At 62.2% G+C, this 19,706-nt stretch carries 22 protein-coding genes and 2 pseudogenes; 8 read left to right on the forward strand and 16 right to left on the reverse strand.

What is annotated here, in order from left to right; translation table 11 throughout:
• Positions 1 to 34: 34 nt before the first annotated feature.
• From QN413_RS23055 to QN413_RS23090, 8 genes and pseudogenes are all read left to right on the forward strand, one after another.
• Entirely contained in the window at positions 35 to 568 is a 534-nt protein-coding gene (locus QN413_RS23055) for a hypothetical protein (protein ID WP_323498923.1), read from the forward strand.
• 114 nt (positions 569 to 682) lie between these two features.
• The gene (locus QN413_RS23060; protein ID WP_323498948.1) at positions 683 to 2,491 is read left to right on the forward strand and encodes a copper resistance system multicopper oxidase; all 1,809 of its coding nucleotides are present in this window, start codon (positions 683 to 685) and stop codon (positions 2,489 to 2,491) included.
• Positions 2,488 to 3,099, forward strand: coding sequence for a hypothetical protein (locus QN413_RS23065; protein WP_323498924.1), 612 nt, complete (start codon positions 2,488 to 2,490; stop codon positions 3,097 to 3,099). Before QN413_RS23060 ends, QN413_RS23065 begins: the two co-directional genes overlap by 4 nt.
• 63 nt (positions 3,100 to 3,162) lie before the next feature.
• Positions 3,163 to 3,816 (forward strand): copper resistance protein B, encoded by a 654-nt coding sequence (locus QN413_RS23070; protein WP_323498925.1) that lies wholly within the window; start codon positions 3,163 to 3,165, stop codon positions 3,814 to 3,816.
• A gap of 10 nt (positions 3,817 to 3,826) precedes the next feature.
• Entirely contained in the window at positions 3,827 to 4,555 is a 729-nt protein-coding gene (locus QN413_RS23075) for a cytochrome c (protein ID WP_323498926.1), read from the forward strand.
• Positions 4,556 to 4,573: 18 nt separating this feature from the next.
• Positions 4,574 to 5,023: a DUF305 domain-containing protein gene (locus QN413_RS23080; RefSeq protein ID WP_323498927.1), complete on the forward strand. Its 450-nt coding sequence runs from the start codon at positions 4,574 to 4,576 to the stop codon at positions 5,021 to 5,023.
• A gap of 85 nt (positions 5,024 to 5,108) precedes the next feature.
• The gene (locus QN413_RS23085) at positions 5,109 to 5,654 is read left to right on the forward strand and encodes a DUF411 domain-containing protein (protein WP_323498928.1); all 546 of its coding nucleotides are present in this window, start codon (positions 5,109 to 5,111) and stop codon (positions 5,652 to 5,654) included.
• Between the two features lie 213 nt (positions 5,655 to 5,867).
• Positions 5,868 to 6,158: pseudogene (locus tag QN413_RS23090) on the forward strand (histidine phosphatase family protein); the annotation flags it as partial.
• A gap of 116 nt (positions 6,159 to 6,274) precedes the next feature.
• On the opposite strand, the gene QN413_RS23095 reads toward QN413_RS23090, so the two are convergent.
• The 16 genes and pseudogenes from QN413_RS23095 to QN413_RS23170 form a co-directional block, all read right to left on the reverse strand.
• Positions 6,275 to 7,561, reverse strand: a complete 1,287-nt coding sequence (locus QN413_RS23095) for an MFS transporter (protein ID WP_323498930.1) — start codon at positions 7,559 to 7,561, stop codon at positions 6,275 to 6,277.
• A gap of 31 nt (positions 7,562 to 7,592) precedes the next feature.
• Entirely contained in the window at positions 7,593 to 7,841 is a 249-nt protein-coding gene (locus QN413_RS23100) for a heavy-metal-associated domain-containing protein (RefSeq protein WP_323498931.1), read from the reverse strand.
• Between the two features lie 154 nt (positions 7,842 to 7,995).
• Positions 7,996 to 10,731, reverse strand: a complete 2,736-nt coding sequence (locus tag QN413_RS23105; protein WP_323498932.1) for a heavy metal translocating P-type ATPase — start codon at positions 10,729 to 10,731, stop codon at positions 7,996 to 7,998.
• Positions 10,728 to 11,081 carry a heavy-metal-associated domain-containing protein gene (locus QN413_RS23110; protein WP_323498933.1) on the reverse strand — a complete coding sequence of 118 codons (354 nt, stop codon included), beginning with the start codon at positions 11,079 to 11,081 and terminating at the stop codon, positions 10,728 to 10,730. Before QN413_RS23110 ends, QN413_RS23105 begins: the two co-directional genes overlap by 4 nt.
• Positions 11,082 to 11,151: 70 nt before the next feature.
• Entirely contained in the window at positions 11,152 to 11,544 is a 393-nt protein-coding gene (locus QN413_RS23115) for a hypothetical protein (RefSeq protein ID WP_323498934.1), read from the reverse strand.
• Positions 11,541 to 12,893, reverse strand: a complete 1,353-nt coding sequence (locus QN413_RS23120) for a glucoamylase family protein (RefSeq protein WP_323498936.1) — start codon at positions 12,891 to 12,893, stop codon at positions 11,541 to 11,543. The genes QN413_RS23115 and QN413_RS23120 overlap by 4 nt, the downstream gene beginning before the upstream one ends.
• 606 nt (positions 12,894 to 13,499) lie before the next feature.
• Complete coding sequence (locus QN413_RS23125; RefSeq protein WP_323498937.1) at positions 13,500 to 14,240, reverse strand: succinate dehydrogenase iron-sulfur subunit; 741 nt, start codon at positions 14,238 to 14,240, stop codon at positions 13,500 to 13,502.
• Positions 14,241 to 14,270: 30 nt separating this feature from the next.
• Complete coding sequence (gene sdhD, locus QN413_RS23130) at positions 14,271 to 14,621, reverse strand: succinate dehydrogenase, hydrophobic membrane anchor protein (protein ID WP_323498939.1); 351 nt, start codon at positions 14,619 to 14,621, stop codon at positions 14,271 to 14,273.
• Positions 14,621 to 14,998, reverse strand: coding sequence for a succinate dehydrogenase, cytochrome b556 subunit (gene sdhC / locus QN413_RS23135; RefSeq protein WP_323498940.1), 378 nt, complete (start codon positions 14,996 to 14,998; stop codon positions 14,621 to 14,623). Before sdhC ends, sdhD begins: the two co-directional genes overlap by 1 nt.
• A 40-nt stretch (positions 14,999 to 15,038) precedes the next feature.
• Positions 15,039 to 15,248, reverse strand: coding sequence for an AraC family ligand binding domain-containing protein (locus QN413_RS23140; protein ID WP_323498941.1), 210 nt, complete (start codon positions 15,246 to 15,248; stop codon positions 15,039 to 15,041).
• A gap of 191 nt (positions 15,249 to 15,439) precedes the next feature.
• Positions 15,440 to 15,844: a CBS domain-containing protein gene (locus QN413_RS23145; protein WP_323498942.1), complete on the reverse strand. Its 405-nt coding sequence runs from the start codon at positions 15,842 to 15,844 to the stop codon at positions 15,440 to 15,442.
• A 2-nt stretch (positions 15,845 to 15,846) separates the two neighbouring features.
• Positions 15,847 to 16,284: a hypothetical protein gene (locus tag QN413_RS23150; protein WP_323498943.1), complete on the reverse strand. Its 438-nt coding sequence runs from the start codon at positions 16,282 to 16,284 to the stop codon at positions 15,847 to 15,849.
• A 72-nt stretch (positions 16,285 to 16,356) separates the two neighbouring features.
• Entirely contained in the window at positions 16,357 to 18,711 is a 2,355-nt protein-coding gene (locus QN413_RS23155) for a nitric-oxide reductase large subunit (protein WP_323498944.1), read from the reverse strand.
• Positions 18,708 to 19,004, reverse strand: coding sequence for a hypothetical protein (locus tag QN413_RS23160; protein WP_323498945.1), 297 nt, complete (start codon positions 19,002 to 19,004; stop codon positions 18,708 to 18,710). Before QN413_RS23160 ends, QN413_RS23155 begins: the two co-directional genes overlap by 4 nt.
• 185 nt (positions 19,005 to 19,189) lie before the next feature.
• A pseudogene (locus QN413_RS23165) lies at positions 19,190 to 19,279 on the reverse strand (Crp/Fnr family transcriptional regulator); the annotation flags it as partial.
• A gap of 190 nt (positions 19,280 to 19,469) precedes the next feature.
• The coding region (locus QN413_RS23170) for an integrase core domain-containing protein (protein WP_323498946.1) at positions 19,470 to 19,706 on the reverse strand (237 nt) is incomplete at its 5' end.

Below are 19,706 nucleotides of genomic sequence, written 5' to 3' on the forward strand. Positions count from 1 at the left end.
TGAATACGCCCAAGTGCAATGCAGCTCGCATGCTATGCGGATCCGTTTCGGTTTATCCGGTGAAATGGTGGCTAATTCGGGCCGGCATCAAGGAAAAGTTGTGAGCGGGGCGCGCAGCGGAATCGCAGAATGCGCCGCCGAATCGGCGCGTGAAAAGTGGCAGTTGTTCAACATATCGCGTCTGCGCACTTTTGTAGCTACGTTTGTGCAGCTTGCCGTTTGTTTTGGACTTTTCGCCAATGGTTGGACGTCGGCCGGCGCCGTCGAACTGCTGTCGATGCCCGCCCATTTGATGCCGGCGCATTGCGATGAAACGCTGCGCATGGATGTTTCAACAGCCGATCATTGGCACATCACCGATCATGCTGCCGACAAGGACTTGAAGCGCGACTGCTGCAAGCGCATGGCTTGCGCAGCGTCCTGCCTCAGCGCACACAGCGCACCGCTTGGGCTGGCTTCATTCATCAGAGGCCAGGCCAGACGCTTTTATCGGTCACTGAGTGATGCCGCGCAGGTGATCTACGCATCGCCGGCTTTGGCACCTCCCATCGAACCTCCGATCGTTTGAGCTTTGGCGCCGTTGGCGTCAGGAAACCGCACGTCTCTTCACCCTGTCTTGAGGCGACGACCGTGGCGGGCGGCGCTGTGCCGGCCAAGCCTCAGCTCAATTTTCGGAGTCATCATGTCCTTTGATTTGTCCCGTCTGCAAGACGGATCAGCGACGCCCTCGAGGCGCAAATTCATCACCGGTATTGCGGCGGCAGGCGCTCTGGCCAGCTTCGGTTCCTGGGCGCGCCGCAGCGACGCAGCCAACGTTCCCGGTGCGTCCGGCAATCCGAACGTTCTGACGGGCACCCAGTTCGACCTGACGATCGACAACACGCCGGTCAACATCACTGGTCGTGCCAGCATGGCCACCGCCGTCAACGGCTCGGTGCCAGCGCCGGTGTTGCGCTGGAGGGAAGGCGAAACCGTCACGCTGCGGGTGGCCAACCGCATGGCAACCACCACCTCGATCCACTGGCACGGCATCCTGCTTCCATTTCAAATGGACGGCGTGCCCGGCCTGTCGTTTGCAGGTGTTGGGCCGGGCGAAACCTTTACCTATCGCTTCGACGTCAAGCAAAGCGGTACGTACTGGTACCACAGCCATTCGCGCTTCCAGGAACAAACGGGGGTCTACGGCTCCATCGTGGTCGAACCCCGCAACGGCGAGCGCCACCGCGCCGAACGCGACTACGTCCTCATGCTCTCCGACTGGTCCGACGACGACCCCGAGACGGTGATGGCCAACCTGAAGAAGATGAGCGACTTTTACAACTTCAACGAGCCGACGGCGGTTGATTTCGCTCGTGACGCTTCAAGCATGGGCGTCCAGCAGGCGCTCGCCAAACGGAAGATGTGGAACCAGATGCGCATGAGTCCGACGGACCTGTCGGATGTCACCGGTCACCACTACACCTATCTTGTCAACGGGGAATCGCCAGACGGCAACTGGACCGGCTTGTTCAAGCCCGGCGAGAAGGTCCGTTTGCGAGTCATCAACGGATCGTCGCAGAGCATTTTCGACCTGCGCATTCCGGGCTTGAAGATGCAGGTGGTAGCCGCCGATGGCCAGGATGTCGAGCCCGTGACCGTCGATGAGTTCAGGATCGCGACCGCCGAGATCTACGACGTGATCGTCGAGCCGAAGGACGACCGCGCATTCACCATCTTTGCCCAATCGATCGACAGGATGGGATTCGCGCGGGCGACGCTCGCGCCGCGCGCGGGGATGCAGGCCGAGGTCCCCGCCATGGACAAGCCGCAGTGGCTCACGATGACCGACATGATGGGCAGCATGGCGATGGGCGGCGACATGGCCGGTATGGACCACGGGACGATGGATCACGGCGCCATGGGCCACGGGGCAATGAAGATGCCAATGGCCATGGGCGCAGACAAAGCGGGCATGAAAATGCCTGCAACCCGGATGGCGAAACATGCGCGCACGGAGTACGGCCCGGGGGTCGACATGCGCGTGGACATGCCACGCGACAACATCGATGACCCTGGCATCGGGCTGCGCGACAACGGCCGCCGCGTGCTGACCTATGCCGACCTGCACACCATCGGTGGCCCCCTCGACAAACGAGGGCCGGGGCGAGAAATCGAGCTGCACTTGACCGGCAACATGGAACGATACATGTGGTCGTTCGACGGGCAAAAGTTCTCAGATTCGAAACCACTTCACTTCAGGCATGGCGAGCGACTGCGCATCATCCTCGTGAACGACACCATGATGCCGCACCCGATCCACCTGCACGGCCTGTGGAGCGAGTTGGAGAGCCCGGACGGAAAGTTCCAGGTGCGCAAGCACACCATCATGGTCCAGCCTGCTCAGCGCGTCAGCTACCTCGTGAATGCAGATGCCCTCGGAAACTGGGCCTACCACTGCCACCTGCTGTATCACATGGAAGCGGGCATGTTCAGAAAGGTGGTGGTGTCGTGAACAAAAATCTCAATCCTCTTGGGGTCATTTTTGCGGATAAGACAGGAGCGTCGCGCCGCTTGCTGACCTTGGCGACTGCTCTGCTCGTACCGGTCGCAGCCTTCGCGCAATCAAGCATGTCGGCGACGGATCAACAAGGGATGTCGAACTCGAACAAATCCGAGGCAGCGGCAGCCATGGATCACTCAAAGATGCCCGGCATGGACCACGGCAGCATGCCCGGTAAGAAGCCGGAAGCGATGCCCATGGACCACTCGAAGATGCCTGGCATGGATCACGGCAGCATGCCCGGCGTTAAGCCGAAAGCGGCGCCCATGGACCCTTCGAAGATGCCCGGTATGGACCGCGGCAGCATGCCCGGTATGAAACCGGAAGCGATGCCCATGGACCACTCGAAGATGCCTGGCATGGATCACGGCAGCATGCCCGGCGTCAAGCCGAAAGCGGCGCCCATGGACCATTCGAAGATGCCCGGTATGGACCACAGCAGCATGCCTGGCATGAAGCCGGAAGCGGCGCCCATGGAGCACTCAAAGATGCCTGCCATGGACCACGGCAGCATGCCCGGCATGAAGCCGGAAGCGATGCAAATGGGAGCGATGCAGTGAGGCTCGCCCCCGAGCGACGCCCGGGACCCCGATGCCTATTCGAACGGCTTGTCCATGGGTCCCATGAACGGCATGGACATGGCGGACAACGACCGGTACGGTCAGGTGCTGATTGACCGCCTGGAGGCGACGCATTCGAACGACGGCAACGGACAGGCCCTCGATGCGCAGGCCTGGTACGGCACGGATCTCAACAAGCTTTGGCTCAAGGTGGATGGCGAGCGCTCCAACGGAAAACTCGGCGCCACGCGCACCGAGGCGCTCTGGAACCATGCGATTGCGCCTTACTGGGGTCTGCAAACCGGCTTGCGTCACGATTTCGGCGGTGGTCCCGGAAGAACATGGGCCGCCATCGGCGTCCAAGGCCTCTCTCCCTACTGGTTCGACGTTCAAGCCACTGCTTACGTGGGCCAAGGTGGCAGAACCGCGGCGCGAGTGGAGGCCGAGTACGACATCCTCTTCACGCAGCGGCTGATCCTTCAGCCGAACGTAAAAGCAAGCTTCTACGGCAGGAATGACCCCGAGCGTGGCATCGGCTCTGGCCTGTCGGAAGTCGAGGCGGGGCTCAGGTTGCGATACGAGGTCTCGCGCAAGTTCGCACCCTACATCGGCGTCGTCTGGAAGGGCAAGTTCGGCCAGACCGCCGACTATGCGAGGGAGGCTGGTCACGCGGTGCGCGAGACGCAGGTGGTTGCCGGTGTGCGGGTTTGGTTCTGAGTAACAACTCATGAGCTCCACAACAAAGATCGCCGTAACAACCGCCGTGGCCGTCTGCCTGACCGCAGCGGCGGGCGCTGGGCTCTTCGCAGTTTCCGGCCTCTACAACATTGCCGCCGATGAGCCTCATTTTCCGTGGGTCAGCGCGACGCTGGAAACAATGCGCGAACGATCGATCGAGACGCGTGCCGCCAAGCTCGTCGTGCCCGACCTGAGCGAGCCAGGCCGCGTCGTTCAAGGCGCCGGCAATTACGCAGCCATGTGTGCCAGTTGCCATCTGGCACCTGGTTCAGAGAGCAGCGAACTGAGCAGGGGCCTGTATCCGCAGCCGCCAAACCTGAGCAAAGACAAGGTCGACGCTGCGCATGCGTTCTGGGTCATCAAGCACGGCGTGAAGGCGTCGGGCATGCCGGCCTGGGGCAGGAGCATGGACGACGAGTCGATCTGGAATCTGGTCGCCTTCTTGCAGAAGCTGCCGCAGATGGACGATCCGCAATACGACCAGGCCGTCGGCAGCAGCGGCGGGCATTCCCATGCTGGCGGGCATGAAACGGGCGGCCAGGATGCCGGACACGGCACTGAAGGGCACGTCATGGAAGGGCCAATGCATTCCGAAGAGGCACGAACCGCAATCCAGGCCCAGACGCATGCCAATGGCAAGGTGCACACCCACGCCCCAGCCCCTTCGATGAACCAAAGCCGACCAGCCTCGGCGGGCGCGCCTGCCTCTCACCCTTAACAAAACCAGGACCAAAAGATGAGCAAGTACCCAAAGTTCTTCGCGATGACCATCACCTCGACGATCGTCATGTTCGGCCTGATGTACCTCAACACGTACCAGCTCGATCACATCTATTTCAGCGAAACCCGTGCCTACATGGCACTGGTCATGGGCGCGACGATGGCCGTGATCATGCTGGTTTTCATGCTGGGCATGTATGCCAATCGCGCCGCCAACGCGGCGATCCTGATTGGCAGTGTGGTGGTGTTTGCTGCAGCGCTTTGGCTTGTCCGCAGCCAGGCCACCGTGGACGAGGTGTCGTGGATGAAAGCGATGATCCCGCACCACTCGATCGCGATCCTCACCAGCGAGCGCGCGCACATTTCCGATTCGCGTGTGCGCAAGCTCGCTGACGGGATCATCGAGGCACAACGTCGTGAGATCGGCGAGATGAAGGCGCTGATCAAGGATCTGGAATCGAAGTGACCCGGTCGAAACCGACGAATCGCTGGCGCGCGAGCGGCGCACAGCTTCAAAGCCAATGGATCGATCAAATTTTTTTGAGAACACTATGCAAGTAATCAAGAACCAAGCGACACGCCGACAGGCGCTGCAACTTTCGGTGGCAGCGCTGTCATGGCCCCTGTCCCGCACGGCGTTCTCGCGCACCGAGCAGCGAGTGGTCGAGATCTGGAAGAGTCCGGAATGCGGCTGCTGCAAGGATTGGGTCGCCCACCTCGAAGCCAACGGCTTCAAGACCAAGGTCTACGAAACGGGCAATGCTGCGATGCGAACTGGGTTGGGCATTCCCGAAAAGTTCGGGAGTTGCCACACGGGAAAGATCGACGGCTACGCCATTGAGGGCCACGTACCGGCAGGAGACATCCAGCGGCTGTTGCAGCAGCGCCCTGTCGCCATCGGCCTTGCGGTGCCCGGCATGCCGGTGGGGTCCCCAGGAATGGATGGTCCGGCTTATGGCGGCCGCCGTGATCCGTATGCCGTGATGCTCATTGGCAAGGATGGAAGTGGAACAGTCTTTCAAGCACACGGCTTACTTCCTCCAACGGGCCGCCGGACCGTCAGGCACGCCGCCTTCATGCCATCCGCTGCGAGGTGACGGCATGAATGACCAGCATTACCAAGGGTCTTGTTCGGCCAACGCTTGACCTTCACACGATGTCAGGGACGAGACATGTCGCCATGGCACCACCTGGAGCTGGTTTGGCCGGCGCCGCCGCGTGGCTGCAATTACCCGCACCCAATCCCAGCCTGCCGCTGCGCACGCGCTTCTCGGGACGAGCGTTGAGCGCACAAGGCGACTGATTGTTGGCGCGGACAGGACTATGGCGAGTTCGAAGGCCGACACTCCGTGGACATTCGCAAGGACAGGCCGGACTGGAACATCTGGCGCGACGGCTGCCCAGGCGGCGAATCGACGGCCGACATCGTCACAAGGGCTGACCGCCTTATCGCCAGGCTGTCGACGATGAATGGTGTCATTGCGGTTTTCTCGCACGGCCAGTTCGGCGAGGCGCTTGCGGCGAGTTGGATCGGACTTGCGCTGATCGAGGGGCAGCACTTTCCCCCTGCATCCGGCGTCCGTCAGCCTGCTGGGTACTGACGACCACCACCCGGATCGGCACGTCATCGAACTGTGGAACGAACGCCTGAGGCCGCCGTCGAGCAGGCGGCTGGCGCCCAGCGGGTAGCCTCCAAGCATTCGCGCTACCCACGTTTCTATCCATGCGCGCTCGCCTTCGTGAGGGAGCGAGACCCGGATCCATCCGGAACGGTCGACCCCCATGCCGGCCGAGCAAGGAGGATGACGACAATCCCGACCAACGGAGCAGCCAACCACGCGAAACTGGCCTGCGCCACGGCACCGAACAGCCAGCCGCCTGCAGCCGCCCCCAGCGTCTGGCCTAGGCCTGCGGCCGCGGCCAAGCCACCCATGGTGGTACCGAGGCTGCTGCGCGAGGCACCTGCAGCGCGGTAGGCGATCACTGGCAAGATGAGCCCGGTGCCGACTGAAGTGAAGCTGATTCCCGCGTACATCCAGGCGTCGGAGTGATGCAATGCGAGAACCGTCAGTCCCATAACTGCCAATGCCAGGCCGGTTACGACGACTCGGCGCGCGGGCACCTTGTCCAGCAGAGCCGTGAAGAAGAGCACAGCGTTCACGATCAACATTGCAAGCGCGCATTCTGCGAACATCATCGCCACTTCGCGCCGCGATGTGCCGATATGGAGTTGGCCCTGCAGCACGATGCCCAACTCGAAGGCCGACAGCACGAAGGTGACAGCTGCGCTAAGCCAAAGGAGCGCGATGTAACCCTGCGTGACCGAGGGCGGCACCTTGGGGTCGCCGACCAATACGACGATTCGTTCAGGCAGTGTTCGGGCCAGCCCCAACATCATCGTCGAGCCGAGGACCGCCGACAGCACGATGACAGCCTGCGCAGTGAGGGCAGCAGAGGTCGAGCCGCCGTCCACCCACGGCCCCACCCATCGGGCGACGACGTTTACGGCCGGCCCGAACAGAAACCCCAGCAGCGACATGGCGCCCAACCAAGCGAAACGACGAGCACGACGATGTTCTGGCGTGTGCTTCGCGACCAGTGCCGAGACCACTGGCACGACGGCGGCCACGAAAAAGCCAGTCGCCGCGCGCAAGGCATAGATGGCCCTCAGAGTTGCAAACTCGGGAACCAGCATCAGCAGCAGACTGGCCACATAGCCGACCAGCCCGATGATCAGAACGCGACCCAGACCGATGCGATCCGCCAGCATTCCCCACAGTGGCGCACCCACCAGCACGCCTGCCGTGTACATGCCGCTTATAAAGCCGATGTGGCGGGAAACGGCCGTCGCGGTCGCACCCGGGTCGAGAACGGCCAGCCATCCTTGCCATTGCGGCAGCAGCGCCCCATAGCCTGCGGAAACGACGAAGATAGCGGCCGCCAGCCAGACAAGCTGCCAAGGTCGCAGCGCCAGTATCGGCACACTCGGCGTGACTCTTGTCACAGGATCAAACAGGGCGGCGCCGTTCAACAGTTCAGCCGCAGCATCCGCCCTTGCTCCGACTCGCAGTCGTGTCTTCGCCCGCGACCCCGAAGCCCGCACCCTCGACGGCCGATTGCAGGCGCTCCCGAGAGGTCAGCTTTTCGTCGAAGTCGACGCGAGCGCTTGCAGGAAGCGATACGTCCACGTGCGCAACGCCTGGTAGCGCTGTCAGTGCCTGCGTCACCTTGCTGACGCATCCGCCGCAGGACATACCGGTGACGTTCATTGTTTCTGTTTGCATGGTCGTTCTTTCATGGTGGAGTGAATATGACGTTGAAGCTGAGGTCGGCATGTCCACAAATTGACTGCGTCATTCAGGTGTGATGTGGCCGGCGGAGGATTACGCAAGGGGGTGACGGCGGACACATCCGAATCCGAGGTGCAGTACAGATCGGTCACGCGGCCTTCTCCTTGGGTTGCGCACTGCCCGAGGCCGCAGGCGCACTGGCGTCGCCGGGCTTGGCAGCCCCCATGCCAGGCCGGCGGATGCCCGCCAGCTTCGTGCGCTTCAACATCAGTGCGTTGATCGCGACGATCAGGGTGCTGCCTGACATGGAAATTGCCGCGACCTGCGGACTCAGCACGAACGGGTACAGCACGCCGGCGGCGAGCGGGAAGGCGATGGCGTTGTAGGCCACCGCCCATGCCAGGTTTTGGTGCATCTTGCGCACGGTGGCTCGCGACAATTCGATCGCGCCGACGATGTCGTAGGGGTCGCTCTTCATCAGCACCACGTCGGCGCTCTCCATCGCCACGTCGGTGCCGGCGCCGATGGCAAAGCCCACGTCTGCCTGGGTCAGCGCCGGCGCGTCGTTGACACCATCGCCGACCATGCCGACCTTCTTGCCTGTGGCCTGCAAGGCCTTGACATTCTCGGCCTTCTGAGCGGGCAGCACGTCGGCCAGCACCTTGGCGATGCCCAGTTCGGCTGCAATGCTCTTTGCAGTGGCCAAGTTGTCGCCAGTGAGCATCACCACTTCGATCTTGTTTTCTCGCAGCTTGGCGATGGCCGCCTTAGACGTGGGCCGGATCGCGTCGGCGATGGCGAGGAGGCCGATGACACTGCCCGCAAGCGCCACGTGGACCACCGTACGGCCCTCGCCCTGCAGGCGCTTGGCTGGCGCCTCCAAGGCTCCGAGCGCGAGCTTTTGCTTGTCCATTAGCAGGCGGTTGCCAAGATACACCGTGCCGGTGGGCGTCTCGGCGCGCGCGCCCATGCCGTCGAGACTCTCGAAGCCGGTCGGCGCGGCCGCATCCGCAGCGGCCGCGAGCTTGGCCGCACGGCGCAGGATCGCCTGCGCCAGCGGATGATCCGAGCCCTGCTCCACGGCCGCGGCAGCCCTCAGCAGCACCTCCTCGGATACACCGTCGGCCGTGATGATCTCGACCACCTCGGGGTGGCCCACGGTCAGCGTGCCAGTCTTGTCGAAGACGATGACGTCGAGTTTGGTGGCGTCCTCCAGGGCCGAAGCGTTCTTGAACAGGATGCCGTTCGCAGCGCCGAGCCCCGTACTCACCATCACAGCCATCGGCGTGGCCAGCCCCAATGCGTCCGGGCAGGCGATCACGAAGACCGTGATGGTCAACGTCACCGCCAGCAGCAGCGGCTCGCCGATGACCCAGAACCACACCGAGAAGGTGATCAGGCCGGTCGCGATGGCGGCGTACACCAACCATTGCGCGGCCCTGTCGGCCAGCAACTGCGCTGGCGCCTTGGAGTTCTGAGCCTCTTGCACCAGCTTGACGATCTGCGCCAGCGCGGAGTCGGCACCGACCTTGGTGGCCTTGTATCGGAAACTGCCGCTTTTGTTGATGCTGGCGCCCACAACGGTGGCGCCCGGCCCCTTCTTCACGGGCATTGACTCACCGGTCAGCATCGACTCGTCCACCTGCGATTCGCCGCTCTCGATGGTGCCGTCCACCGGAATCTTGTTGCCAGGCCGTATGACAACGATCTCGCCGGCCAGCACCTCTGCCGTCGGAACCTCGACCTCGGCGCCGTTGCGGATGACGTTGGCCGTCGTCGGCGTCAACTTCATCAGCGACTGGATGGCCGACGATGCGCCGGCACGCGCACGCATCTCGAGCCAGTGCCCCAGCAGGATGAATACCAGCAGCATGGCGACGGCCTCGAAGAATTGCCCGTCACCCTTGAAGAAGAAGGTGGTACCAACACTGAAAAGGTACCCCGTGCCCACGCTGAGCACGATGAGTGCGGCCATGCCCAAGGTGCCTTTTTTGAGTGCCCGCCAGGCTGAGACGAAGAAGGGCCAGCTCGGATAGACGATGGCCGCGCTGGCGAAAAAGAACAGCCATAGATTCACGTCCAATCCGAACGGCGGCGTCGGCGCTTTCCACATGCCGCCCATCGGCGCATAGACGAGGATCGGCAACGTGAAGGCCAGGCAGATCCAGAAGCGGTTGCGCATGTCGCGCACCATCGCGCCCAGGTCACTGCCGCTGTGGCCCATTTCATGCGCCATGTCGTCCGACATGGCGGGCGCCGCACCGGGTGCGGCGTGGCCCTGATGGTCTTTATGGTCCTGATGATCGGCGTGGCCGGTGGCAGGCGCGCTGGCCGCAGATGACGGTGAAGATGCCTTGGGCTGAGCGGCTACTGGTGACGGGGAAGGCGCTCCGGGCTTGTCCTTGTCGTCGCCCGCCAATGCCTCTCGCACCCAGGCGGTGGCCTTCTCGATGGGCCCGTCTGCTTGGCTGTCAGTGCCCGCGATCAACGTGGCCGCCGGCGTCGCAGCGGCGTCGGTGATGGTGGGCTCTGCGGCCCGCAGGGAGCCTTTCTGGGGCGCGTTTGGGGCTACGTTCTCGGCGTCCTTCTGAGCGACCGAGGGCGCCGGAGATGGAGGTGGCGGCGCCTGCTCCTCGGACTCGGGCCCGGTGCCGTGGTCGAACTTCGACGCCGGTTCGCTTGCCAGCGCATGCCCACGTTGGCGAACGTCCGACTTAATATCGGAGACATGCAGGCGTGTTTCGTCATAGCGCACAGTGGCCGACGACGCAGCGTGATTGACGGTGACGCTTTCGACACCCGGCACCTCGCCGATGCGCTCTTCGACGCCCTGCACACTGAGCACCGACAGCATGTCGTGCACGTCAATGACGCTCGTTTTCATGGCGAGTCGACCGGCTTGACCGCCACGGTCTTTGCGGGGCTGGCCGGTGGCATCTTCGGCGTCGCCGGTTCGGAGGCATCGCCCTTTTGCGCAGCGGGCGCTGCGTGGCCTTCGTGACCGTCCGGCATCGGCGCTTTGGGCTCGGCGTCGGCGTCGGAGCCGCGCTGGCGAATATCCGACTTGATGTCGGCCAGGGCCAGCCGCGTCTCGTCGAAGCGCACCGTGGCCTTGGCTGCCGCAAAGTCCACCGTCACGCTCTCCACACCCGGCACCTCACCGATCCGTTGCTCGACGCCCACCACGCTCAGTACCGACAGCATGTCGCGCACGTCCATCACACTCGTTTTCATCGTCTTTCCTTGGTTGTCTGTCGGCCGATCCCTGCGCCACCGACCCGTTAGCGGGATGGTGAACCCGCGATCAGTTGTCCTGAATCATCTTGTGCTTGACGCCCTGTTCCGCCTCGCCGTCAGGCCCCCCGGTGCCCGCCATCTCGCATGCCGCAGCCACCGTCGACGCACCGGCGCGCCAGAACCAACCGACGGGTAGGAATGACGCAGCCCGATTTGCGATCTCATCTGGGCGCTGGAAGCTCACGGCCAGGCCCGACTCCACTTGCATCACGTCGCCGTGCAATGGCAGAAATTCACCTGTGACTTCATCATGCTGGTGCGGCATGAAGATGCCTAGCTTGAAAGTAGACAGCCTGCGCAGCATGTCCTGCACCTCGGGCATCTGCATGGCGGCCTGGGCGGCTCTCAGCGTGGGCGGCAGCCCGGATGCGCTGATTCTTGAAATACTGATAACCGTCATGTAGTTCTCCTGCGTAGCGACCCATTGGATGTGGCCGGGTCAGTTGCCACTTTGTCTTGAAGCCAGCCGCCGGTGAAACCGGCTCGTAGCAGGCCCGTGGTGATAGGCACGCAATCGCGCATCAATCGCCACACCAGGCCGGAGCGGTGGTTTTCGATCATCAAAACGATCGGCCCCTGGTTCAGTCCAAAGTGCCACGGCGAGACCCACCATCCATAAGGGTTGCCGGGCTCGCCCGGATGCGATGGGTTGAAGGACGCCTTGAATCCGTAGGAATTGAATTGGGTCAGCTTGGCCTGGTAAGTGCAGTAGTCGATGGTGGGCAACACGATCTCGGGTGCGAATGGCAGCGACGCAGCCACGGCCCACGGTGCGAGCGTGCCGTCGTCGGGCCCAAAGGGCGCACCGCGCGCCACGTAGTCGAACAACTCGCGTTCATTGCCGTTGACCGTGATGCGCCCCGGGCCCGGGCCTTCACTGGCGGTAATGCCCCAGCAATGGCTGCCGTAACTCTTGAACTCAAGCGGGTTGTCGACGGCGTAGCGTTGCTGCACCAATGTCGCGCGGCGGCTGTTCTCGAAATAGTCGATGCCTTTGCCGCGCATGAACGCATCCTGAATGCCGCGAAAGTCGATCCACACATGCGACAACTGGTGCGTGAAGAGCGAGCCGGCATACAGATAGTCCTGCCCGTAGCAGTGCTCCCAGCGGTAGGTAGAGACCCACGCTTTATAGCTTTGCTGCGTTAGCGGCCAAGTCGGCGAACCCAGGCCGAGCACGTACAGCAATAGCGCTTCGTCGTAGCCTTCCCAGCGGTAACGTAGAAAACCGGTTTCGGGCTTCCAGCCATGCGTCACGGTGCTGCCCCCGTCTTGCGCCCACTGCCAATTGGCACGGCGGTACAGAGCGTCTGCCAGGGTGCGAAGTTCAGCTTCGTCGGCACTGTCGGCGTCGAAGTACATGGCCGCAACCAGTGCACCTGCAAGTAGGAACGTCGTGTCCACGGTGGACAGTTCGCATTGCCAGGCACGGCGTCCAGTCTGCATGTCCAGAAAGTGGTAGTAAAACCCCTGGTATCCGGTGGCGTCGGGCTGGGGGCCATGCGGGCTGCGCGAGAAAAATCGCAGCGTGGCCAGCGTGCGCTCGACCGCAGCGGCGCGCGACATGAAGCCGCGTTCCACGGCCACCGGGTAGCAGGCCAGTGCCAGGCCGGTGGCGGCAATGCTTGCAGGCCAGCCGGGCTCGGTCTTGTCGACCACCAGGCCGTTGTTAGGATTAGTTTCGTGCAGGAAGTAGCCGAAGGTCTGGCGCTGAAGCGTTTCCAACTCTGGATCGACGGCGAACTTCATGATGCTGATGCCTGTGTCAGCGACTGATGGGAATGGGCTGGCCCGTCACCCGTGACATGCCCGCTGGTGAAAGGTCCCCAACTGAAGTCAGAGGGAAGCCCAGCGTTGGTCGCACTCATCATTCTGATGGTCAGCGCACCGGGGCCTGCTGTGACCAATGGCGTACCTTTCAACTGCAGGCGCGTGCCTGCCAAGGATGCGAATGCAGCCGGTACGCGCGCCCTGGCGAAACCACGCGCTGCATGCGGAGAGCCTTCGTCTCGAGGAAGTAACAGGTGGGGAGTTGGTGTTTCCATACCTGTGGCCGGTAGCGTTCGCTTTGCCGAGTTCAGGCTAAAGTACATCGCACGACTCTGTCCGTGCGGCAGCGCACGGTGCGACGAGCCTCTTGCAATTCATTGCTTCCCACTGGCCGCTGAAACACCCATATGCCTCTGGAACGTAGCAACTTTCCTAGGTTGGCAGGCTCTGCACGCACGTGGCGATCGACGGTCACTCGCGCTTGGGCTTCAGCCTGATGGTGGCCGAGGGGCTATGAAGGCGGCGCAGCGGAGTCACGAGCGAGGGATGAGCCGCTGAGCCAACGCGAAGGCCGCGGCTGGCGCACTAACGTGGCTTGGTCGGCGAATGGACGTCGAGTCCGCCGGCATGCTTGCTGATGCCGGCGATCTTCAGGCGGATCTGCTCGATCGCATTCACCGGTTCGAGCCCTTTAGGGCACACCTCGGCGCAATTCATGATGGTGCGGCATCGGAAGAGCCGGTAGGGATCGTTGCCGAGATCATAGAGTCGCTGCTGCGTCGCGCGATCGCGGCTGTCAAAGATAAAGCGATACGCCTGGATCAGCCCGGCCGGGCCGACGAACTTCTCAGGGTTCCACCAGTACGATGGACACTGGCTCGTGCAGCAGGCGCAGAGAATGCATTCGTAGGCGCCGTTCAGCTTGTCACGCTCGGCCGGCGACTGCAAGCGCTCACGCTCAGGCGGCGGCTCCTCGTTGACCAGGTATGGCGTGATCGAGTGGTACTGCTTGAAGAACTGCGTCATGTCGACGATCAGATCGCGAATGATCGGAAAACCCGGTAGAGGCCGTATAACAACTGGCTCGCGCAGCGTGGCTGTTGGCGTGATGCAAGCCAGTCCATTGCGGCCATTGATGTTCATCGCGTCGGACCCGCAAACCCCTTCGCGGCACGATTTGCGGAACGACAGCGAGTTATCCATCGCTTTCAGACGCATCAGCACGTCGAGCAACATGTGGTCGGACGCAATGCGCTCGATGTCGAAATCCTGCATCCAGGGCTGTTCGTCGCGATCGGGATCGAAGCGGGAAATCGAGAATTTCATGGTGGTGCTTTTCAGTGGTGTGATTTCGGCTCAGGCCTGCAAGTGCAGCAGGACCCGGAGCAGCCAGATTGCCAAAATCAGCAGGCCCACGGCGACCAGAGCAAGACAAGCGCTGCGTATGCTGGCGGGCCGCGCATAGTCGAGCAGAACATCGCGAATGCCCACCCACATGTGCGCCAGCAAGGCCGCGAAAAAGAGCCCGAAAGCCAGCGAAATGGCAGGTTGGGCCACCCACTCTCGCCACTGCGAATGGGTCTGCGGGGGGTGCACACGGAACGAGTAGAGCAAGAAAAAGACGAAGAGCAGCATGCCCACGGCGCTTACTCGCTGCACCCACCAGGCCCGCAGGCCGGTGAACCGGATGCCCGGTTGCGGGTTCATCACGACACGACCGCGGCCGCGACAAGGGCCACGACAACGCCAGAAATGTTGACGAACCAGGCGCTGCGCCGCGCCGAGCGCAGCGGCGATCCGATGTTGAAGTCGCTCAAAAGATGCCGAACACCCCCGAGCAGGTGATGCGCGAGCGCCCAGACCGTTATCACTACCGCCGCTTTAAAAGGGAGACTCCCGGTCAGCGCCATCACCTGCGCGAAGCCGGCATCGTCGCGCAGCGACAATGCGAACAGATAGACACCCACAGGAACGCTTACCGCGAGAACGACGCCGCTGATCCGATGACCGATCGAAGTCAATGCGCCCACCGGCATTTGAATCTGCGCCAAGTTCAAGAAGACGGGGCGGGCCGAACGTTTCACGAAAAAACCTCTGTTTTAAACGCTGCGTAAGGAGCGCTGCTCACCGCGCCAGCTTGCTGACAAGGACCGAGGAATCTTCCAGCGCTTCGAGCGCGTGTGGGTCCGCAGGTGCCAGAAACAACATGACCCCCGGGCGCATGAGCCGGGCGCGCCCATGAGATTCGAACTCGACAGCCCCCTCCAGGCACTGGACGGTGATCGCACTCGGCGTCTGATGCAGCGGGATCTTCTTGCCTGCGGGCAGCACCATGCGTGATGACCTGTATCGCCTCGGTTTTGATCAATGTCGACGATGTCGCCTGCGCCAACTGGTCGCCATACGGGTAGAGCCCGATCAATCGGCCGGATTCCGCAACAGGTGAGGTCATGCCATTTCCTCGTTTGTGTATTGGTCGGAATTCATCGATAGCCCACCTCCATCAAGTAGTCGCGCAGCAGAGCCTATTCGTACTGACCTTCGAGCATCAACTCACGCAGTGCGTCTCGTGCATTCACAACGCCTGACGGCTTGCCCTCTGCGTCGATGACCGGAACATGTACCAGTCCGCGCGCCTGCATCATCGACGACACATCGGACAAAGGATCGGATGAGCGACACGCGATCACGTCTCGCCTCATCACACTGTCGACCGTGTTGGTGCAGGTGATGCCCGGGCAGAGACCGATCTGCATAACGATGTCCGACTTGGTGATCACACCGATCATTGTTCCGTCTGGATCGCAGACCACAAGCAGGCTGATTTGCGTACTCGATAGCAACTGCGCCGCCTCCCGCAGCGGCGCGTTGGATCGGACCGTAACCAGCCGCGAGCGCGTCGCAGCCGCGATGCTGCTGACGCGATTCATGCTCAATTTGCGCACCCCACATCAAGTCCACCATTGGCCGAATCGCCAACGTTCGCATCTTCGAACTGCAGCGTGCGCAGGTGACCCGATCGTTCAATGAAGCCCAGCATGCGGGCCGCCGCGTGGATCGTCAGGGGATGAGGTGTGAAGCCCGGTTGCGGGGTGATGCAATCGGCTATCTCCCGCACGAGCTTCAGCTGTCGATCGGAAGCGTCGGCCATCAGAACCGCCAGCATGTTCTCCAAGGCGATAACGCGAATCTGCAACTGTACGAGCTCGGCATTTGTCAACGGCAGCGCATCGGTTAACAACTCCACCGAAGCTGCAGGGTAATTTCCTTCGATACCCGCTCCCCCCTCGTTGTCCCACCTCGAGATCGCTTTGTTGAGAAGACGGCTTCGCTCCGGTGAATCGGCCGCTTGATCAGACAATGGGTTCATGTAATGGTGCCAATTTCGAAGATACGCGGGCATAACGCAGATGACGCTTCGCAAAATCAAAGCGTCCGGTGATCAGGCCGCACGCAAACGCCGAACCTGGTCGTCCTTTGCCCCTGCAAGCAGGTTGAAGTAGCACTTGATCGTTGCGATCACCAGCGGCACGGCACCGAACACGATCAAGACGACATGGCCCGGCAGGCTCATCCACTCGATCCAGTGCGATCGGTCGCTGCCCGTGTAGTCCAGGCTGCGCGCATGCCAGTAACCGTTTTGCAGCACGTCCCACAACTGCAGCAGACCACCCGGGAACAAGCTCAGCGCCACCATCATGGCCAAGCCGGCGTTGGTGCCCCAGAACGCGCAGCGCAAGTACTTCTCGATGCCCGGCCAGTGCACATCGTCACTTGTCTGGCGCAGCACGAACACCATCAGCGCAATTGCCAGCATGCCGAACACGCCCATCAGGGCCGCATGCGCATGGTTTGGGGTCAGCATGGTGCCCACTTCGTAGTAGCTGACGATCGGCAAGTTCAACAGGAACCCAAACATGCCCGCGCCCACAAAGTTCCAGAAGCCCACAGCCATCAGGAAATAGAACGCCCACTTGTGCGGGATGACCATCTGCTTGCCCTTCGCATCGCGCTCCCCGCGCGTGGTGCGAACGAAGTCCCAGGCGTCGAGCGTGAGCAAAGTCAGCGGCACCACCTCCAGCGCCGAGAACAACGCCGACAGCGCCATGTTGACGTTGGTCTGACCTGTGAAATACCAATGGTGTCCGGTGCCCATTAAGCCGCCGAGGAAGTACAGGATCGCGTCCAGATAGATCACCCGCAGCGCCACGTTGCGACGGGTCAGCCCGAGCTGGAAGAAGGTCAGCGCCACGATCGTCGTGGCGAAGAACTCGAAGAAGCCTTCGACCCACAGATGGATGATCCAGAAGCGCCAGGTGTCGACCACGGTGAAGTTGGTCCTCGCGCCGAAGAACATCGCCGGGATATAGAACGCGGGAATCGCCAGCGCCGCCACCAGAAACATCCTGACGATTGGCCTTGCGGCAGGATCGCTCAAGGTCTGCGGGCGCACCAGCGACCACAGAAGCGCGAACCAGCCGAACAGGCCTGCGACCAGCAATATCTGCCAGACACGACCCAGCTCCAGATACTCCCACCCCTGGTTGCCGAGCCAGAACCACAAGGGTCCGAGCATCTGAGCGATGCCAGCCCATTCGCCCAGCAAACTGCCGAAGATGACCACTGCAAACGCAGCGAACAGCCCATGGGTGCAGGCCGGCAACCAGCGCGGCTCCTCTGTTCGGAGCGACCTGCCCAGAAACAACGCGGCGGCCACGTATGCGGTGGCGATCCAAAAGATCGCCAATTGGAGATGCCAGGTGCGCGTCAAATTGCTGGGGAAGAGGCGCTCTATCTGTATACCGTAAAAGCTACCCGGGTCGGCGCGCCAATGGGCCGTTGCGGCACCCACGAGCGTTTGTGCCAGAAACAGCACGGCAACCACGACGAAGAACTTCACAAGCGCGTTTTGCCCCGGACTGGAACGGCCAGGCAGCATCTGCGGCTTGACGTTGTGGCCCCGGGTGATCCAGCCGAGGTAGTCGAATTTGCCGAAGGCCAGCAGCACGGTCGATATGCCGGCGAGCAGTACCAGCAGGCTGACCGCGCTCCACAACAGCGCGCCCGAGATCGGCACATTTCCGACGCTTGGGTCATACGGAAAGTTGTTGGTGTAGGAGTGCACTTCGCCCGGCCGGGCCGCGACGGACGCCCAGGCCGCCCAGGTCACGAAAGCCGTGAACTGGCGCAGCTCAGTCGGATCGGTGATCAGATCGGCCTTCAGGCCGCCGTTGCGCGACGGGTCGTGGAAATAATCGGTCCAGTGCGCGATCTCAGATTTAAAAGCGGCGGTCTGTCCTATGGTGAACTGCAGCAGCCCGGTGGACGCGTCATAACGGTTCGTTTTCAACGACACGCTCGTCTCGGCCTGGACCGCTGCCGCCTGACCTGGAGTCAACGCGTCCAGCGGCTTGCCATACTGCTCCTGCGCAATGTCCTGGGCGGTGACCAGTCCCATGCGGTGCAGTGCGGCGGCCGAATAGTCGGGCCCGAGATAGGCACCGTGGCCCCAGATGCTGCCGTTGGCCATCAGGCCGTAGCGCAAAAACAAGGTCTGTCCGTCGCCGACATCTTCTGCGGTGAACAGGAGCTCACCCTGTGTATTCACCACCTGTGCCGGAATCGGCGGCGCGTTGCGATACGAGAGGGTGGTTATTAGCAGCAGGCCCGAAAAGCCAAGCACCATCACGATCAGCACAGCCCGTATCCACCAGGGCGACAGCGAGCCGTCGTCCTTGGCGACGGGCTGCGCGGCGACGCCTTTGGCCGGAGGCTTGCTCGCGACCGCATCAGTCACAGCGCCGCCTTCAGCATCGCCAGACAGTTGAGACGCTGGGCGTGGCTGGGCCGCATCAACGCATCAACTTCGCGCGCGGTCCCGATGTATAACTGCGCGCCGCCCTCCAGGCTTTTGCACATTATTCGCTTGCTACCTCGGCGTATCCCCTTGCCGGAGAGCAGAGTTACGCGAAAAACACCCGCACATTCAGCGCTTTGTCCGGCGTCGTGGTGGTGCGGGCGCCAGGGGGTGCACTGCCAAGCGGGCCGAATGTCGATTAGTTCGCCCGACAGTGAATAGTGAATGGCCATGACTTGAAGCTCCTCATCTCATCCTGCGCTCAAGGACGGAAGGCTTCTGTGCGCTATCGAACGCAGCCAGGAAGTTGTAGGTGTCCTTCCTCATCGGCGGAATTGGAGTGCTGCGTACGGCGATTTTCCTTACCCGATACGGACTGCCTCCCCAAGTGGGGATGACCACTTGTTATGCCGCATCCTCATGCCGCCAGTTCTTTAGGAAGAAGGCGGTCATATTCTTTCTTGACCACTGCGTAACCCTCGCAGGTGCGCTTTTCAAGCCCAGGCCGTGTCCTGGTCAAATGAATTCGCACACTCGGATGGGTGGAAATCAGTTGGACAGTAAACGTGACGAAATCAACCCGAAGAGTCTTTGACGCGAGCTTCAAGCTGCAAGTCGTTCAGATGATCCGCGTCCAGGGAGAGCTGGCCCCATTCGGTTGAACAGATTCCGAATCTTTTTAAGTGGATCCTGCGGGGTCAGGCTGCCTGGGCCGAAGGCCATGGCAGCGAGTCGAAGTACACCACATCGGGTGTGCGGGCTTGCAAGCTCGAGTGCGGCCGGCGGGTGTTGTAGAACTCAATGTACCGGCCGATTCCGGTGCGGGCCTGGCCGACGCTCTCGTAGGCGTGCAGGTACACCTCCTCGTACTTGATCGAGCGCCACAGCCGCTCGATGAACACGTTGTCTCGCCAGCAGCCCTTGCCGTCCATCGA

It is taken from the genome of Variovorax sp. LG9.2, from assembly GCF_035018885.1.
Lineage (GTDB): Bacteria > Pseudomonadota > Gammaproteobacteria > Burkholderiales > Burkholderiaceae_C > Variovorax.

Excerpts from the sequence above, each read along its gene's own strand:
- QN413_RS23055 (WP_323498923.1), top strand. The coding sequence starts at position 35 with ATGCGGATCCGTTTCGGTTTATCCGGTGAAATGGTGGCTAATTCGGGC.
- QN413_RS23060 (WP_323498948.1), top strand. The coding sequence starts at position 683 with ATGTCCTTTGATTTGTCCCGTCTGCAAGACGGATCAGCGACGCCCTCG.
- QN413_RS23070 (WP_323498925.1), top strand. The coding sequence starts at position 3,163 with ATGAACGGCATGGACATGGCGGACAACGACCGGTACGGTCAGGTGCTG.
- QN413_RS23075 (WP_323498926.1), top strand. The coding sequence starts at position 3,827 with ATGAGCTCCACAACAAAGATCGCCGTAACAACCGCCGTGGCCGTCTGC.
- QN413_RS23080 (WP_323498927.1), top strand. The coding sequence starts at position 4,574 with ATGAGCAAGTACCCAAAGTTCTTCGCGATGACCATCACCTCGACGATC.
- QN413_RS23085 (WP_323498928.1), top strand. The coding sequence starts at position 5,109 with ATGCAAGTAATCAAGAACCAAGCGACACGCCGACAGGCGCTGCAACTT.
- QN413_RS23100 (WP_323498931.1), bottom strand. The coding sequence starts at position 7,841 with ATGCAAACAGAAACAATGAACGTCACCGGTATGTCCTGCGGCGGATGC.
- QN413_RS23105 (WP_323498932.1), bottom strand. The coding sequence starts at position 10,731 with ATGAAAACGAGCGTCATTGACGTGCACGACATGCTGTCGGTGCTCAGT.
- QN413_RS23110 (WP_323498933.1), bottom strand. The coding sequence starts at position 11,081 with ATGAAAACGAGTGTGATGGACGTGCGCGACATGCTGTCGGTACTGAGC.
- QN413_RS23115 (WP_323498934.1), bottom strand. The coding sequence starts at position 11,544 with ATGACGGTTATCAGTATTTCAAGAATCAGCGCATCCGGGCTGCCGCCC.
- QN413_RS23120 (WP_323498936.1), bottom strand. The coding sequence starts at position 12,893 with ATGAAGTTCGCCGTCGATCCAGAGTTGGAAACGCTTCAGCGCCAGACC.
- QN413_RS23125 (WP_323498937.1), bottom strand. The coding sequence starts at position 14,240 with ATGAAATTCTCGATTTCCCGCTTCGATCCCGATCGCGACGAACAGCCC.
- sdhD (WP_323498939.1), bottom strand. The coding sequence starts at position 14,621 with ATGAACCCGCAACCGGGCATCCGGTTCACCGGCCTGCGGGCCTGGTGG.
- QN413_RS23140 (WP_323498941.1), bottom strand. The coding sequence starts at position 15,248 with ATGGTGCTGCCCGCAGGCAAGAAGATCCCGCTGCATCAGACGCCGAGT.
- QN413_RS23145 (WP_323498942.1), bottom strand. The coding sequence starts at position 15,844 with ATGAATCGCGTCAGCAGCATCGCGGCTGCGACGCGCTCGCGGCTGGTT.
- QN413_RS23150 (WP_323498943.1), bottom strand. The coding sequence starts at position 16,284 with ATGAACCCATTGTCTGATCAAGCGGCCGATTCACCGGAGCGAAGCCGT.
- QN413_RS23160 (WP_323498945.1), bottom strand. The coding sequence starts at position 19,004 with ATGGCCATTCACTATTCACTGTCGGGCGAACTAATCGACATTCGGCCC.